This window comes from Bacteroides sp. BFG-606 (genome assembly GCF_024788145.1).
Lineage (GTDB): Bacteria > Bacteroidota > Bacteroidia > Bacteroidales > Bacteroidaceae > Bacteroides > Bacteroides vicugnae.
On record NZ_JANUIL010000001.1, the window covers coordinates 3,775,753 to 3,793,334 of the forward strand.

General features: G+C 43.9%; 12 protein-coding genes and 1 pseudogene. 4 read left to right on the top strand and 9 right to left on the bottom strand.

Annotated elements, in window-relative coordinates; genetic code table 11:
- Positions 1–357: 357 nt before the first annotated feature.
- Positions 358–1,806, bottom strand: coding sequence for a S41 family peptidase (locus NXV01_RS14025; RefSeq protein ID WP_148366075.1), 1,449 nt, complete (start codon positions 1,804–1,806; stop codon positions 358–360).
- A gap of 180 nt (positions 1,807–1,986) precedes the next feature.
- Here NXV01_RS14025 and mnmA point away from each other — a divergent pair, with 180 nt between their 5' ends.
- From mnmA to NXV01_RS14040, 3 genes are all read left to right on the top strand, one after another.
- Positions 1,987–3,054 (top strand): tRNA 2-thiouridine(34) synthase MnmA, encoded by a 1,068-nt coding sequence (gene mnmA / locus NXV01_RS14030; RefSeq protein WP_217721500.1) that lies wholly within the window; start codon positions 1,987–1,989, stop codon positions 3,052–3,054.
- 89 nt (positions 3,055–3,143) lie between these two features.
- Positions 3,144–3,398, top strand: a complete 255-nt coding sequence (locus NXV01_RS14035) for a hypothetical protein (protein WP_148366079.1) — start codon at positions 3,144–3,146, stop codon at positions 3,396–3,398.
- Positions 3,388–3,729 carry a type II toxin-antitoxin system RelE/ParE family toxin gene (locus NXV01_RS14040; protein WP_099146391.1) on the top strand — a complete coding sequence of 114 codons (342 nt, stop codon included), beginning with the start codon at positions 3,388–3,390 and terminating at the stop codon, positions 3,727–3,729. The genes NXV01_RS14035 and NXV01_RS14040 overlap by 11 nt, the downstream gene beginning before the upstream one ends.
- Before the next feature lie 9 nt (positions 3,730–3,738).
- Here NXV01_RS14040 and NXV01_RS14045 read toward each other — a convergent pair whose 3' ends face one another.
- The 7 genes and pseudogenes from NXV01_RS14045 to NXV01_RS14075 form a co-directional block, all read right to left on the bottom strand.
- Positions 3,739–4,398 carry a response regulator transcription factor gene (locus tag NXV01_RS14045; protein ID WP_148366081.1) on the bottom strand — a complete coding sequence of 220 codons (660 nt, stop codon included), beginning with the start codon at positions 4,396–4,398 and terminating at the stop codon, positions 3,739–3,741.
- 89 nt (positions 4,399–4,487) lie between these two features.
- Complete coding sequence (locus NXV01_RS14050; RefSeq protein WP_148366083.1) at positions 4,488–5,078, bottom strand: DUF4251 domain-containing protein; 591 nt, start codon at positions 5,076–5,078, stop codon at positions 4,488–4,490.
- 67 nt (positions 5,079–5,145) lie between these two features.
- Positions 5,146–6,573, bottom strand: a complete 1,428-nt coding sequence (gene nhaC, locus NXV01_RS14055; protein WP_148366085.1) for a Na+/H+ antiporter NhaC — start codon at positions 6,571–6,573, stop codon at positions 5,146–5,148.
- 156 nt (positions 6,574–6,729) lie between these two features.
- Entirely contained in the window at positions 6,730–7,164 is a 435-nt protein-coding gene (locus NXV01_RS14060) for a hypothetical protein (protein ID WP_148366087.1), read from the bottom strand.
- Positions 7,165–7,211: 47 nt separating this feature from the next.
- A complete protein-coding gene (locus tag NXV01_RS14065; RefSeq protein ID WP_148366089.1) occupies positions 7,212–8,387 on the bottom strand; it encodes an MFS transporter in 1,176 nt (391 codons plus the stop codon).
- Between the two features lie 26 nt (positions 8,388–8,413).
- Complete coding sequence (gene pbpC, locus NXV01_RS14070; RefSeq protein ID WP_234132021.1) at positions 8,414–10,882, bottom strand: penicillin-binding protein 1C; 2,469 nt, start codon at positions 10,880–10,882, stop codon at positions 8,414–8,416.
- A gap of 144 nt (positions 10,883–11,026) precedes the next feature.
- Positions 11,027–16,658, bottom strand: a pseudogene (locus tag NXV01_RS14075) (alpha-2-macroglobulin family protein).
- A gap of 100 nt (positions 16,659–16,758) precedes the next feature.
- Between NXV01_RS14075 and NXV01_RS14080 the strand changes: the two are divergent.
- Positions 16,759–17,160: an FKBP-type peptidyl-prolyl cis-trans isomerase gene (locus NXV01_RS14080; RefSeq protein WP_074556384.1), complete on the top strand. Its 402-nt coding sequence runs from the start codon at positions 16,759–16,761 to the stop codon at positions 17,158–17,160.
- Positions 17,161–17,184: 24 nt separating this feature from the next.
- On the opposite strand, the gene NXV01_RS14085 is transcribed toward NXV01_RS14080, so the two are convergent.
- Positions 17,185–17,571 (bottom strand): LytTR family transcriptional regulator DNA-binding domain-containing protein, encoded by a 387-nt coding sequence (locus NXV01_RS14085; protein WP_148366370.1) that lies wholly within the window; start codon positions 17,569–17,571, stop codon positions 17,185–17,187.
- Positions 17,572–17,582 lie beyond the last annotated feature (11 nt).

The window sequence follows — 17,582 nt, forward strand, 5'->3', positions numbered from 1 at the left end:
ACAGAATCATAAAATAGATTGAGGTTAAACTACGATAGAAGGAGGAGGCGAAAGCTTTCTCCTTTTTTGTTGTATGCTGCGGTGACGGAGAATCTCACCCCGGCTTGTAGCGGTTGTAAGTCGGTGTATGAAGAGGTTTTAGCTGCCGGGGGACAGGAAATCAGCTGTTTTATCAGGGTAAATCATACGTTCTGTTAAGTATAAACCGATGCTTTGTTAGATGTAAACCGATGCTTTATTCAGTAGAATCAGACAGCCTGTTCGGAAAAAGGTGGAATAATGGGACTCTTTTGTTAATGATGCGTAAATCTGCGTTTTGATACACTCTCTTCAGTCTATTTGATTCTTGTTTTGCTTCTATTTAATCTTTAGACCGCCGCCTCCGATAAACCGCCTACTTGCGGGACTAATAACACTTTTCTCTATCTTGAATTGTGCTTTTGTAGTTGTATCTTCTTCTTTTTTCGGGGGATAAGTGCCTTCTATAACTCCGATGGCTACTTTCAGAAGTCTTTCATTGGGATCACCGAATGGCAGGAATTCACTGTAATTGGTAATTCCATCAATGGTTGTCTCACTGATTTTAAGATCTGCGTTAGGTACGAAGGAACCGTTTTCATCATGCTTAGAATTATAAACTGTACAAACCACTGGATTCACCGACCACAGGAATTCCTCGTTGACAAACTGCTCTGTTGCTACATTTTGCCCTTTAGTGGCACTACCTATGCTTACAACGGGATAGCTGTCTTTCAAGAAGAGACTCCCTATTAACATTTCCGGTGCTCCGGCTGTAGTTCCACTGGTGATAACAAACAGACCGGGCAGGTTTAAATTAGTACCGCTTCCTAATATGGTAGGATCAAAGTTGATGGTAGCATCTTTATCCCTGTTCTTGTCGTTGTATTCCAGATAGGCCATTGGCTCGTTTAACCGTGCATTTGATGTTAAGATTGTGCCTAATAACTGCACACAATCTAATGAACCTCCGGCATTGTAGCGCAAGTCAAGTATGACATACTTCACGCCTGCTGTCTTGAATTCTTGCGAGATTTGACGCAGTTCGTCATTGTATTTTTCCGGATCAGCTTTTGTCCCGGCGGTGAAGCTGTTGTACATGAGATAGCCGACCTTGATGTCGCTATTGTTTTCTTTTACCGTAAGTATTTCTGTTTTATGTACCGGATTGTCTTCAACGACTCTTGCAGCAGGTAGTTTTAGTATTTTATCATTCGGAACGACCTTATATACAGTTGTTTCTTCTTCGTCTACTTCCCCTTCTTCAGGCTCAACAGGAACTTCTTTCCATACTCCCATCACTAAATCCCGGGCTTTGGTTCCTTGCAGTAATTGAGTCTCGTATTTTTTGCTGATGTAAGAAGTATCGACTTTCATAATCCAGTCACCGCGCACCAATCCGGCCGCTTCTGCCGGTGAACCGGGAATGACGTAAGTAATTAATGCATTATAAGCTGTATCAATATCCGCACTTCGAACCAGTGAATAATCAAATCCATAGGTAGGCAGGGGAGTTTCCATCACAGAATCCACAAACGAATAACTGTCGCTTTTCGATTTCACTTTAGACAAGAATGAGGCAGGATCCAGAAACAGATTCACATCATTGTAGGAAGGTAGATCTTGATACCACAGATAGTTCTGCTGCATGATGTCGTACATCCATGTATCCAGTGCGGTCTGGTGGGCATACTCCGGCCAGCGGTCGACACCACAGGAGAAAAAGCCACTGATAAATACGATGCTCAGGGCAGGTATGAGGATTATCTTTCTTAATTTCGTCATCATAAAAAGCTTTTTACTGTGCAAATGTAGGAAATACTTTGCTTATCTACCACATTTATGGTATAAAAATGCCTTCAATATGTGATTGGCTGTTAGAGATTCTTGCCTTATCTTTGTAGCATAGAAATTTTTAATAGGTATTAGCTTACATATAGAACGTTATTAATAGACGAATCATTATTCATGGATATAGCTGCATTATTATCAGGAGGTGTCGACAGTTCAGTTGTTGTGCATCTCCTTTGTGAGCAAGGATATAAGCCCACTCTTTTTTATATTAAGATAGGCATGGACGGAGCGGAATATATGGACTGTTCGGCAGAGGAAGATATTGAATTATCTACTGCTACGGCACGTAAGTACGGTTTGTCTTTGGAGGTAGTGGATTTGCATCAGGAGTATTGGGAGAATGTAGCGGCCTATGCCATTGATAAAATCCGGCAGGGACTGACACCGAATCCGGATGTGATGTGTAATAAGCTTATCAAATTCGGCTGCTTTGAACAGCGTGTCGGGAAAGACTTCGACTTTACGGCAACCGGTCATTATGCCACCACCTTGCAACGTAACGGTAAAACTTGGCTGGGCACAGCGAAAGACCCTGTGAAAGACCAGACGGACTTTCTCGCACAGATTGATTACCTGCAAGTTTCCAAACTCATGTTTCCCATTGGAGGGTTGATGAAACAGGAAGTGCGTGAGATTGCCAATAAAGCCGGATTGCCGAGTGCCAGAAGGAAAGATAGTCAGGGCATCTGTTTTCTCGGGAAGATAAACTACAATGATTTTGTCCGTCGGTTTTTAGGAGAAAAGGAAGGGGCGATTATTGAATGGGAAACCGGAAAGAAATTGGGTACACATCGCGGCTATTGGTTTCACACAATCGGCCAGCGCAAAGGGCTTGGATTGAGTGGTGGTCCCTGGTTCGTAGTCAAGAAGGATATGGAAGAAAATACAATCTATGTGTCCCGCGGTTATGGTGTGGAAACACAGTATGGCAATGAATTCCGGATGCATGATTTCCATTTCATTACTGATAATCCCTGGAAAGGACAGGAGAAGGAGATAGACATCACTTTCAAGATTCGTCACACTCCCGACTTTACCAAAGGAAAACTGATACAGGAAGGGGAGACGCAATTCCACATTTTGTCCTCTGAAAAGCTGCAAGGCATTGCTCCGGGACAGTTTGGGGTGATTTATGATGAAGAGGCGAAAGTTTGCGTGGGAAGCGGAGAAATCATCTGTTAAATAGTTTATTTTGAAAGGTGAGGATTCGATAATCAGGATAATTTTCACTACTTTTGTTTCGTAGAATAATAAATAAAGGAGGATTGCTTATGACAACGATGGAATTGAAAAGTCTGAAAATGGACTTGGTGGAGGAACTCCTGAGTTTGAATGACAAAGAGATGCTCAATCGGGTGAAGAACTATTTGAAACGACTTAAGAAAATGGAAGCAGAAAAAGAAATGGAAGAAATCACAAAAGAGGAGATTCTTGCAGGGATTGATGCAGGACTGAAAGAGGTAAAACTTTCTATGGATGGCAAGTTGGAATTAAAGAGTGCAAGGGAGTTTTTGAATGAACTATGAAATAATAGTTAAGCCAACGTTTCAGCGGGAAGCTAAACGATTGGCAAAACATTATTCTTCTTTTAAAGAAGATTTTGCTTCATTGATTGATGAGTTGGAACAGAATCCGCAATTAGGTACCGATTTAGGTCATGGCTTGCGCAAAGTCCGCATGAAAATTACTGCGAAAGGGAAAGGAAAAAGCGGAGGTGCAAGAGTTATCACTTTCACTTTGGTTGTTTCCCAGCAAGATGCAATTTTGAATCTTCTCTATATTTATGATAAAGCAGACAGGGCTTCTATATCAGACAAGGAAATAGAACAACTTTTGAAACAAAATGGCTTGAAGTAAAGCGTATAATCAGATATAGTATTCGGCTAAATCCACAATCCCTGCCCTCATCGCATATTTAGTAGCCTCGTGCACATTATTCACTCCCAATTTACGAAAGATATTCTTACGATGGCTGTTGATCGTATGGAAACTAAGATTTTTCTCTGCAGCAATCTCTTTCGTCGTTTTTCCTAATGCGATTTCTTTTAGGATATTCTTTTCTGTTTGCGTCAGCAGATGGTCGTCCATGTTTGACGCTACCAGCGGGGAAGAAGCTCCCGAAAGCAGCAGATTGCTGACATGATTGCAAATATACCGTTGTTTGCGGGTGGCGCATTGAATGGCGGTCATGATTTCTTCTTTTGAGTTATCTTTCATCACTACCCCGAAAGCCATGCTGCTGAATAATACCTGACGGAGAAAGTTCAGACTCAGTTCATCGGAGAATAGAATCCAGTCGGCTTCCTTGAATCTTTCCTGCAAGACAATCAATTCATCTGCCCCGGCAAAATTGAACAAGGTATAGTCCAGTATAATCACTGCTTGCGGATACAATCGTAGCTGCTGAATCAGTTCAGCCTTGTTGTCAGCTTCTAAAAGGAGGGACACCTCCTTTTGTTTACTTAACAGGAACATCATTCCCGCCTTACTGATATCCTGATTGTCTGCAATGATAAATTCTCTCATAAGCCATGCTGAATAAAAAAACTCCGCTACAAATGTACGCATTTTGCGCGATTTGCAGCGGAGTTATGATAAGATTCTTAAGATCCGGATTACCAGGAACGTCCTTTGAAGATATTTGACTGGTCAAGCGGAACGATATTTCCGTTCAACGTCAGGTTATTGTTGTTGAAGTTCGGGCTGATACTAACCGAAGCAGTATTGTTTCCGCTGCTCATATTAATAAATACTTGAGCGGAGATGCCGATACCCTGAACACTGAATGAGCAGTTCACATTTCCTTTTTTGTCGATATTCATCTTCATATCCGAAGAATTACCATCCACTGTCACACCACCGATTCCGTTAGGACCCGGGTAAGGAGTATTGAAGGCAGTCTGTACGGTAGCTCTGTTGCCGTTCATCAAGACGAAGTTGGTGTTTGAAGTAACGAATGCACTCATACCGTTACGGAAAATAACCTGATTGGCTTCCAGTACAAATTGCTTGTTCTTCAAAGCCTGCACAGCTTGTTGATAGGCTGCCATGTCCTGCACCTCTTCTTCGGCACGGAGTTTTGCTCTCTCTGCATCTCTTTCTGCTTTTCTTTCTGCGCGGCGTGCTGCTGCGTTACTTTCTTGTGCATACATCATTGTGCTTGCACTCACTAATACTAATGCTAATAATGCAATAAACTTTTTCATAACTTTTTTTTGTTTAGGTTTAATACGTTGTTCGTTTATTGCAAAAACAATGTGTATGCCAGATTGTTCACGAGCGTCGTGCAATTTTATATCCGATGGCTGCCACAGTGATACTCATTAAGGGGCTGATAATGTTGAAAAAACAATAAGGGAGATACACAAGTGTGGGTACACTCAAGATAGTGGCTTGGGTCATTCCACAGCTGTTCCACGGGATCAATACGGATGTAACGGTTACTGCATCTTCCGTCGTGCGGCTTAGTAAGCAACTTTCATATCCTTTCTTGGCATAAATATCGCGAAACATATTTCCCGTCAGAATAATACTGATATATTGATCGGCAGTGGTCAGATTAAGAAACAGCCCGGAACAGACCGTCGCACTGACCACGCTGACTGTTTTCTTCATAAAGCGCACAAAGATAGAAGTGATACTTCCCACCATGCCGCTTGCTGTCATTGCTCCGCCGAAACACATGGCACATAGTATCAGCCAAATCGTATTCAGCATTCCTGACATGCCACGTGTGGCAATTAAATCTGTCAGAACGGCATTATCCGTGTGCAAATTTGTCTCTCCGTAGATAGTCATCATTAGTCCTTTGAACAATGAATTGAATCCGGAAGCGGCGACTCCTGAAATTTCCTCCACTAAATCAGGCTGAAAGATCAAAGCAAAAACAGCTGCCAACAGGGTGGACAGGAACAGCGTAACGATAGACGGCACTTTCCGCGCTATCAATATGCCGGTTACTACGGGAACTATCAACAGCCACGGAGTGATATGAAACTTTTCATTCAGAGCTGCTGCCACTTCTGCGATGTGCTGTGTATTGTTGGCATCATGAGAGAATCCCGCTACGGTGAAAATAATCAGTGTAATGACAAGAGATGGAACCGTAGTAATCATCATGTAACGGATGTGACGGAACAGGGGAGTGTCTGTGATGGAAGAAGCCAGAATAGTGGTTTCGGATAAAGGAGATATTTTATCTCCGAAGTATGCCCCCGAAATAATGGCTCCGGCAATCCAGCCGTCTTCAAAACCTTGCGCCTTTCCGATACCCATCAGAGCGATACCGATGGTAGCAATGGTAGTCCATGAGCTCCCGGTCATAACGGAAATCAATGCGCAGATGATGCAGGTAGATGCCAGGAAGAAACTGGGATGGATAATTTGCATCCCGTAGTAGATTAGCGTCGGCACTACTCCACTAATCATCCAGATCCCACTCAACGCACCGATGATTAATAGAATAATAATAGCTGTCGCCACTCCGGCAATATTGTTGGTTATGGCAAGCTCGTAATCTTTCCAGGGAATTTTATAAAACACCATGCCGATAAGGATACAAATAGCTGTAGTGGTGAGCAGTGACACTTGGCTTCCGCCGCTTAGGGCATCGCTGCCAAATGTGCGGATAGTGGCAAACAATAATAACACCAGTACAATGATCGGTATCAATGATACGAGGGGCGAGGGAGCTTTCTTCATGTTGATTCTTATAACCTTTTATTTATTTTCCGGCTACTGTTTTGTTTATAGCCGCGCAAAGATACAACAAAAAAGGATGAAATCTTTTGCTTCAAAACGTCAGGCAATAAAAATTATTATAAGTTTGTATTTGATCGGAATATGTATAAGCCCGGCTCAATTGGCGAAAGTCTTACGTCTTATCCACCAGTAGCGGATGAAAAGCCCTCCCGTCAGGATGAGGGCAATGGATAATCCGGTATAGAAAACGGAAATGAACGTTTCGGGCAGAAGGTGGAAGCTACGTATGGTAATTCCCAGAGAAATCATGAAGATCATTGTAATCCAGCTTTTTACATCGAAAAATGAAAACGGGCAATTTCTGTGTTCTTTCTTTTGTTCGATTCGCTGGGTATGTTTATAATAAAGTCTTCTGAACACCAGAACGAAGAATAACAAGAAAACGACGGTAGCTTCTCCTATTTTGAACATCCAATCTTGGGAGGTGTTTAACCATGTTACAATTCCTATTCGCAGAATATTGGCACCGGCTATAATCCAGACGACACCGGCTGTGATAAGTAAGATTTGTCTGTTAACTCCGTATTTCATTGGCTTATTTTATTGTAATAAACGGTTTGACCGTCTGTTTTGTTGATTTACTTCTTGTAGAAAGTCGTAATTAATAAAGAAATCCCTGTTAAAACGACTCCGGTACCGATCACTCCGTGCCAACCATACAGTTGCCAGAAGCTGCCCGCCAGAAATGTTCCCATCGAACCGCCAATAAAGTAAGTAGTCATGAAAACTGTATTGATGCGGTTCGAAGCGCGCGGGTCCAGTTCGAAGATACTTGTCTGGTTGCTAAGTTGGATACATTGCATCCCTATGTCAATGATGATGATTCCGGCAATGATACCAATAAAGGTGTTTTCACCGATGAAGAACAGTAACCAGGCAAAGAGAATCAATCCGCAGCCGATAAAGTTGAAGCGGCGTACACCGACTTGTTTTACATATTTTCCAACAAAAGAGGCAGTCAATGCCCCCGCCACTCCGCAAAGTCCCAGCATACCAATGACGTCGCTGTTGGCAAAGAACGGAGCTTGTCCCATTTTAAAAGCCAGACAAGACCACATGGCGAGGAGGGAGCCGAAGTTCAATGCCGCCCGGATGGAATAAATCCGTAGTTGCGGATATTCTTTCACTAAGGCTAACAGGGATTTCATCAGGCCGCTATATTTCCCCTGAAAGTTGGTCTGAATGTCGGGAAGGACTTTTAGTACAACAATGGCACAGATAAGCATCATGCCTGCAGCGATGTGATACATTTCCCGCCAGCCAATCAGTTCACCGATAAATCCGCTGACAACCCGTGAAGCCAGAATACCGGTCAGTAATCCAGATAAGACAATTCCTACATTCCTGCCTTTATTTTCCGGACGGGAGAACTGGGCGGCTATCGGAATGAATATTTGTGGAATCATTGAACAAACTCCCGTGAGGAATGAAGCGATAAGTATCAAATGAAAATTGTGCGTCAGGGCGATGGTCAATAGGGAGAATATCAGAACGGTGAAGTTGACCAGGATGATTTTCTTACGTTGATATAAATCTCCCAGAGGGGTGATAAACAATAATCCTGCCGCATAGCCTATTTGCGTGACCATGGCAATCAGGTTAGTTCTGAACTCTGATATGCCAAGTTCATGGCGTATCATATTTAATAGGGGTTGGATATAATAGATGTTGGCTACCGAGACACCGGCCACAATAGCAAGTGTCCAGAGGATAGATGCCGGTAGTCCACCGTTTTCTTTTAATGGCTGTTTCATGCGGCAAAGATAATAAAATAAGATGTTTATTCGATGAAGAAAGTGGTGGAAACTGTGTTACCTTCTCCGTCTACTGCCGTCAGGGAATGTTTGCCGGGAGCAGGTCGCAGTGAAATTTTGTGGAAATCCTGTGTCTGTGTCTGATAGGTGTCGTCGAGATGCCAGAAGATAGTGGCATTGGGATTGCTGTGTGCCAGTTCCACCGTGATAAAGCCTTTGCTGCCGTCCAGTTGCTTGGGCAGCTTGATGTGGGCGTTCATCGGAGGGTAGATGAACTGCATGGGTTGGAAAGAATCTTCTCCACAGCCGGCTTTGAAAGGTGGCAGCGGTTTATATTCCGGATGATGCTGTTTATAGTACCATTCCCATACGGGTGGCAGGGCAAACCATGATTGCTGAATGGTAGGTTCCGTATTTGCACAGTTTTCATAGATGCGGTGGCTTTCGTCGGCGGATAGTGTGACGAGATGATGGTAAGGACAAGCCTCTGTCCGTAATCCGACAGGAAGGATCAGTACGGTGTCGGTTTCTTCACAGAAACGTCCTTTCAGATGACCGGATTGACGGCATATTTCTGCATCAACGAAAACTCCTGTGGGACGTTCGAACCAGGGTGAAGATGGGAGATAATTGAATATATCGAATAATACGGGACCGGCCGTTTGTGCACCGACCAATCCGGGTTTTCCTTCTCCGGTTGCATTTCCTACCCATACGCCTACTGCATAGCGGGGAGTCACGCCAACGGCCCAGGCGTCACGGAATCCGTAACTGGTTCCGGTCTTCCATGCGATAGTCTGCATGGAAGGAATTGATTTCCAGTCAATCTCTTCAGGCCGGTTGACTTCTGTTAAGGCGGAAAGGGTGAGCCAGGCTGCTCCTGCCGAAATAACTTCTTCTGAAATAACTCCTTCTGGAATAACCTCTTCAGAAATAGCTCCTTCTGCTATTATTCTTTCTGATATAGCCTTTTCCGAAGTTGTCTTTCTTGAAATTGTCTTTCCTGAAGTAACTTTTCTTGAATCATCTCTTCCCGAAACAGTCTTTTCTTCTGTTCCCAGTAGTATCTGTACTTCCTTTTCTTGGGGAAGATTGTTGGAATGATTGTTGGAGAGGCTTCGTCCCATTTGTGCATAGGCATTCGTTACATCCCATAAAGTAGCTTCAGCGCCTCCTAAAATGAGTGATAATCCGTAATGGGAAGCTGATCGGTTGATAGTCTTGAATCCCATTTGTTGCAGCATGTGATGAAATTTGGGTACTCCATACCTTTGTAACATGGTGACAGCCGGGATATTCAATGAGCGGGCAAGAGCTTCGGAAGCGGGGACGGCTCCTTCAAACTGCATGCTGAAGTTTTGTGGAGTAAAGCCGTTGATGTTGACGGGTACGTCCGGTAACAGCATTTGCGGTAATAGACTTCCTTCCTGTAGCATGGCACTATAGAGAAAGGGTTTTAAAATACTACCTGTACTTCTGGGAGCTTGAATCACGTCTACTTGATTCCCCCCTTGTTTGCGGTCGAAATGTACATTTCCGCAGTATGCTACCACTTGATTGGCGGGAATGTCTATAATTAGGATAGCTAGGTTGCGGATATCACTTCGATTAAATTCATTGCTCCACCGTTCCGCCAAACTCTCTATATGGGTTTGTATTCCTTTATCAATGGTTGAGCGGGTATATAATCCGTTTCTTTCCTGATAGAAGCGGGTAACCAGATGTGGGGCTGTTTGAGGAAGAGGATGTGGTTCGTCGGGTAACGGTTCGCTAATAGCCAGTTCATAGGTGGACGCATCAATAATCTCTTCTTCAAAAAGTTGTTTCAATAGACGGTTGCGTTTGGAAAGAAGTGTTTTTCGTCCTTTGGATAGATGAATCATGGCGGGGGCATTGGGCAGGACAGCCAGCATGGCTGATTCCGCCCATGATAAGTCTTCGGCAGAATGACCGAAGTAACGCCAGGCAGCAGCATCCAGTCCTACCACATTTCCTCCGAATGGTGCATGAGAGACATACATGGATAAGATTTCCTCTTTGGAAGTCCGGAACTCCAAACGGGTAGCCCAGATCATTTCAATGACTTTCTCTCCGATAGTTCTGGGTTTGTTCCGGGCGAGACGGATGGTCTGCATGGTAAGGGTACTACCTCCGCTTACAACACGTTTATTCTTTAAATTCTGATAGAGTGCCCTTCCGGTAGATAACGGATTAACTCCCCAATGGTGGTAAAAGTGTTTATCTTCAAAGGTAATAAGGCATTGCTTGATTTTATCAGGTGTTGTCTTTCGGGGAGGAAACCGCCATTGACCATCCGAAGCGATACGTGCTCCCAGTAATTCTTCGTTTCGATCAGTCACAACGGTGGAGTAGGGTACATGAAATAGTTGCCGGGGAAGGCAAAAGATGTATCCTATCGTCAAAAGGGTAATGCTTATTGTCATTACTTTCTTAGTGACAGATAATCGTTTGAAGAATTTATATATCGGGTTCATTTAAATGTTAAAAGCTAAGAGACATATCTTTTTGAAACATGATTAGGGAAGAAATAATTAGGCACGGATTACACGGATTACACGGATTTCACGGTTCTACTCGTTAACCAAAACCGCGTAATCCGTGTAATCCGTGCCTAAAATTTATCGACTGACAGTTGTTCTTCCCGCTTTGCTGCGTGCCTGTACGTTTACATCATACATTGCTTCACATTGAACGGCAGGAAGAATAAAGTTACCTGCATAAGTCGCTTGCAGTCTGACAGTGAATACTTTCGTTTCACCACGACGCAAATTGAAATAAGTCAATACCCTGTCATCGCGTATATCCAGATAATTATATTTGCTGACGGACTTACCGGAACCGTCGGTTGCTACGCTTTCCGTTTCGGGGGGCAACCATTCTTTCGTTGTATATTTCCCAACCGGACGGTATGATATGCGTCAGTGCCAGATTGGTGTAGTCGGAAGTTCCGCTAATATTGGATATGGAGGTGATAGCCATAAAGTCAGTTCCCTGTATAATATCATTGACAGAGATCGGTGTACCGTTCAGGTTGGCATATCTTATATCCATGCGAAGATTGTCGCTGATGGCCGGTAATGTATCGTTCAACAACTGTGTGCGTGTGATAAGGTCTACGCTAAGCGCTCCTTTTCCTTGATTTTTCACAGCAATCATACCGGATTTGGGAGTGGTGGCTATTTCCTTCTCAAACACAGCCTTAGCTGATTTCACGGCAGGTTGTTGTTTGTCGTTCCATGTCCATACGAAATCCAGTGTGCCTGACAGCTTTTCGGCCAGACGTCCCATTGCCATAAGAGCAAAAGCGGTGGATTGGGTACTGAACCACTCCTCTTGTGACAGATTCTTTGAAACGACTTTTGCCTGCTGCAAAGCATCCCGTTCCCGGTTCATCAGGATCAGTGTTTCCAGAATCATAGCTTCATCACGGTCGGAGGAACCGTAAATCTGATTCATGGAAGAGTAGGGGCTTACTGTTGTTTCCGCATTATACACCAGTTCTTCAGCCGGTTTCATCTTTCCGGTCAGTGCATAGGTTGCTGCCAGTCTCCATTTAGCTTGAATGGATAATCCTGTCTGTTCTTTCATCCGGTTCATGGCACCATATTCCGGTGCTCCTGCCAATGCAAGCGTATATAAACGGAAAGCCTGTTGCAATTCCGACTGCCATTGTTGCCAGCCGCTTGCATCCTGCGGCATCCGCCAGTTTTGTGCGGCAGCACGTTGGAAACGCTTCCACTTATTCAGTACGTTCGAATGAACGGCGTATCCTTTTTCTTGTGCCAGTGTCAGGAACATTCCTGCATAAGAACTGATCCATTCGTCGGCAACAGCATTTCCCGGCCAATATACAAATCCGCCATTGGGAAGTTGACGACCATAAATCTGCCGGATAGCTTCCTGTACATTTGTCTTTATCTTTTCGGCTTCTATCTTATCTATTGTTTTGAATTGACCGATAAACAGAAGAGGCAAAGCCTTGGAAGTCAACTGTTCCGTACAATGGTGCTGATAGTTGTATAAGAAGTCGAAACGGCGGCTGATGTCAACCGAAGGTATGCGTGATACTTCCAGCTTTATCTGATTATTTGCAGAAGAACTGCTTAGATTGTATGAAAGTTCTTTGCTTTGTCCGGCTTCTACCCATTGACTGTTGCGCAGGGTTACTACCGGATTCGGGTTGCGTACTTCTATTTCAATGGTTTCTTTCGTTTGTTGTCCGCCACCATTGGCTGTCAGATGGATGGTAGCCTTTCCTGTTTTGCTACCTGTTTTTAAGGTAAAGAACACGAGCTGGTCACCCGGTTGGCTAAATTTGAGCGACTGTTGGTTGGCCCCTACAATCTGTACTCCTCCACCGGATGCCTGAAGTGATACGGTTACATTCTTCACTTGATTTTCCATCGCAAAGATATTGACCGGAACGGTGATTTCTTCCTGAATGCTAAGCACACGGGGCAAGGTGGACAACATCATTAACGGAGTCCGTACAAAAGCCGTTTTTTCCGCATTGCCGTACGCGCCCTCTTGTCCGGCAACCACCATGGCACGTACCGAACCCACATACATCGGAAGTTTCAGTGTATGCGTCTGGCTTTTACCTTTTCCCAGATAGAAAGGACCTACAAACTTGACTACCGGTTTGAAGCGGTTTGCTTTTGCATCGGCAGGCTTCAATGTCGCGTCGCCACCCGTACTGAAAAGTGAACTGTAACTTCCGGCGGAAGCTCCCAATACATTATCATACATATCCCATGTCCGGATGCCGAGTGCTTCGCGTGAATAGAAATCATTCCATGGGTCCGGGGTCTTGAAATTGGTAAGATCCAGCAAACCGTCGTCTACAATAGCTAATGTATAAGTCATCGGTTTTCCGGTCTTTTCGCTGACGGTCACATTGAAGTTGGTTTCCGGGCGTAACACTTCCGGCATCTGTATCTGCGGTTGTAACACCGTCTGACTGTTAGTCACGAATACCGGAACGACGCCATACATACGGATGGGCAGGTCATTGACTGTTTGCGCATGAGGCTGTAACAAACTGATATGCAGATATACATTCGGAGTCATCTCCGGTGTAATCTTGAATGTATATTTCGTATCTCCTCCGTTGGAAACCTCTATCCATTCTTGCCGTAATACGGTAGAACCGTTTTCTATGGATACCAGTGCACGTCCTCCCGCTGCTGCAGGAATGATTGCTGTGGCTGTTTCTCCTATTTCATAAGAGTCTTTGTTCAGTGAGAAAGCAAGCATCTTGATACCGCTGGGATCAGTCTTGCTCGAACGTCCCCGCCATTCCGGCCAGTCAACATAAACTGTACCTCCGGTGGCATGTCCACTCTCTTTATCTTTCACGTAAACCAGATAGCGTCCCCATGACGGATAATCGATACGGAATTTGAAAGATGCTTTTCCGCCTTTTGTCTGTAAATTGCCGCTGGCAACAGGAGTGATGGAACTATTGTTGATATACGTTCCGAAAGATTCACCACTGTTTTCCCACCACCAACTCCAGCCGATGCGGTATATTTTGTATTCCAGATTAGAACTGTTCACTAGCTGTCCCTGCGTGTTTACAGTTACAATATCGAATACATGATCTTTGTCAGTTTCAATATATTTGCCTTTCGGCTGGTTCAGATTGATACCGACATAAGAGGTGAATGGTGAGAATGGAATCGTTTGAGTGTAGATGCTGGCATCTCCTCCCGGTTCGAACACGCGGGTGGTGAAAGTAGCGTTCAGCATACCCGGCGCTTCCGTTGCGGTCGGAACTTTCAGCATGACGTTTGCTTTTCCTTCTGCATCCAGTGTGCCGTCAAATATATCTGTTTTGATAGTCGTGAAATCCGTAGCCGGATTGTTAAAGATATATTGTCCGTAATTCTTGAACTGTGTATTCACTTTCGATAAAGACATTTCTACTTTGGCTTTCAGTTTGGAGGCAGTTGCTCCTGTCAGCCAAGTTGAAGTGAGTGGGGCATAGAAATCCTTGTCCGTGGCTTGAAGAACCTTCGGCAATGCCAGATTTATTTTCAGGCGGTTGGGCTTTATGGTTTCGATACGCAGACCTTTGTGGAAGGTGGTTCCTCCCACCTTAATATATGCATTCCAAAGCCCGGTCGGGTCTGTTGCCTGTGTCGGAACGTCGAATGTATAGAATCCGTTCATTCCTTGTGTTGAAATCATTTTCGTGTAGAACTGTCCTCTCGGATTGTAAATCTCTAGTGCTACGGGATGCTTGTCGGGGATTCTCTTTTCGCGGTCTTCCAATATAAAAGAAATGTGCAACGTGTCTCCCGGGCGCCATACCCCTCTTTCGCCATATATAAATCCTTTCAGTCCCTTTTGAATATCTTTACCTCCCACGTCGAATCTGCTGACGGACTGTTCTTCACCGTCTACAACGCGCACGTATGCCTTTTGCTTTTCCGATTCTGCCACGATAATGAAAGGCACACCGTTCGGAGTGATTTCAACGAATCCTTCCCCATTGGTTTCTCCTTTCCCTATGGGTTGTAACTGGAAGTTATACGCTGTTACCTGTGCTTTCCCTATCGGTTTTGTATCCAAAATATTACTGACAGCAATCCACAGTTTATTCAGTGAGTTCCGTTTTACAATCATTCCCAGGTTGGAAGCAAAAACGTTGCAGGCAGCTATCCGGTCTGAATTCATGTAATAAGACGGATGACAGGGATTGTCGCGTTCCGTCCATCGGTACACACTCCAGTCCATTGTTCCGCCATTGTAATAATAGTAGGCTTCGGGGGTATTCCAGATTGCTTCATCTTCTTCGGACAAGACACTTCCACTTACTTTAGTCAGTCCGTCGGAGGTGCTGCTGTCGGCGAATTTCATATCCTGATTCTCGACTCCTCCACAAGGATAAGCGGAGTATTCCTGACGGAATGAAAGTATTACACGATAGATGGCACCCGGTTCCTGATGGATTAATCCGGCAAGGTCTATCGAGTAATCTCCCCAATGATGAATGTCTTTGGAAGCATCTTTGGCAAGCCATAACGTTTTCTTGTAAACCAGTCTGCCCGAACGGCGCAGCTCATTGGCCGAGGCCAGTGAATTGGTTTGCATAAACATCAATACATTGTTCTCAAAAATGCGGATCACGCTCAAATCCACAGCATACAGGTTGACAGCCCTGAAAGGAATAATCAGACTTTTCGAATCGGGCAGGATAGCGGCGGTAGTAGACATTTCCACTTGTGGTTTCAGGCTCACTTCACTGAATGAGATCGTATGGGAAGTTCCCAACGCTTTACCTTGACTGTCTTTGACTCCTTCATGGATATTCAACGTCAGTTTATTTTGTGTGTTTGCTTCGAAATAGATAAAAACTCTGTTCTCGCTGATTTGGAAGATCGATGAGGAGATTTCCGGGATCTCAATCAGTCCTTTTAAATCTTGAGTAGTGGATAGGGGAGCGGAGAAAACAATCTCGATTCCGTTTTCCGGTTGGTCGATGCGTTCGGCAGACATAAAACGAAAACAATCTTTCGCCGGTATCAGTACTTCTTCGCTTTGTTTACGGTCGATGCCGGCCGGGGTGCCGTTGGCTGTGATAGTCAAGGGGTAATCATCAGCTTCTCTGGGGATTTGTCTGATACTAAACAAATACCGGGTATGATTGTCGGTTGCGGTGACTTCCACCGGATAACTCTTTTTCCCGTCACTGGCAGTCAGCATCTTTTCTACCTCTTCCTTTTTCACTACATCGCTGAAACGTATCTCTCCTTTCATATTTATCTCATTCGGTTGGGTAGCTGTAATCGGTAATGATTCCAGTTGCAGGGTGAAGTTACGTTCTTGTACGCGGAATGAGAAGTTGAACTCTTTCAGCTTTTTCTCTACTTCGATAAAGTCTCCGAGCCGGAAAGTTCCTTCGTAAAGTGTTCCCGGTTTCAGCGCTCCTTCTTCAGGCACAAATTCAATGGTATTGTTGCTTACCCAATATGCTTTTCCCTTTAATGAAGGTGAGAAACTGAATGGGTTGCTTTTTAACTCATTGTTCAGATCCACCATGGGTTGGTCGTGGGTCAGTTCTATACGTATGGTCGAATTTTGCGAGATGACTCCTCCCGTATACGCGTTTACATACGGTGCATAATCGGCAGAAGGAATGATGTCTTTTTGAGTGCGTGTGCATGAATATAGGCCCACAGTTATCATGATGAGCAAAAATAGTCCGGTAGCACTGATGCTACGTGTAGTCTTTGTTTGTCCCATAGCGAGGAGTCTTTTTATAGTTCAACGAACAAATATACAGTTTTTATGCTAAATCCTTTGTTATTCTGATTATTTTTGCAAGTTCTTAATCAATTTATTTATGGGGAAAAAGAAAGAATACAAAGAGGCCAATCGGCGATTTCTGAAAAAGCTGTCTTTTCAGGAGGGTGTTTTCGCATTGCCGGGTGGAATCTATTACAAAGTTTTGGAAACTGGCGAAAGTACGATTTCTCCGGGTGCACGGAGTATTGTTACCGTGCATTACAAAGGAAGTCTGATTGATGGCCGGGTGTTTGATAATTCTTATGAGCGTACTTGTCCCGATGCCCTACGTCTTAGTGATGTAATAGAAGGATGGCAGGTGGCACTTCAGAAAATGCATGTTGGCGATAAATGGATTATTTATATTCCTTATGCAATGGGATACGGTATCAAATCTTTTGATTCTATTCCTGCCTACTCGACATTGATCTTCGAAGTGGAACTGCTGGGTGTTGCATAGAGCATAAAGATGAGCTATAGGGAATCAGATACATGGATATTTTTCTTTTAGCTTCTTCATGAAAGACTTGCTTACTTGTAAAAGTTCCATTTCATTAAATGGAGGAAGCAATATGCAATTGTTGTCTTCAATCGAAACCAGATAGCTTATATTGATAATGTGTGACTGGCTAATCTGGATAAGATAGGGATGCAGACTCAATATCTTTTGTGAGTTTGTATTTCTTCTGAGTGCCAGGATATGATTGTTATTTAATACAGCTTCCCATAGTTTACTCTTGGAGTTATACCGGAAATAGCCAATCTGTTCTAAATGGATTAGTTGCAAGTTTCCAGTTATAGTAGTATATAAAAAGATCTTTTCTTCTTGATTTTTCTCTGTGTTGGTGTGATTGCAATTATCAGTATTCATATTCATTCTAT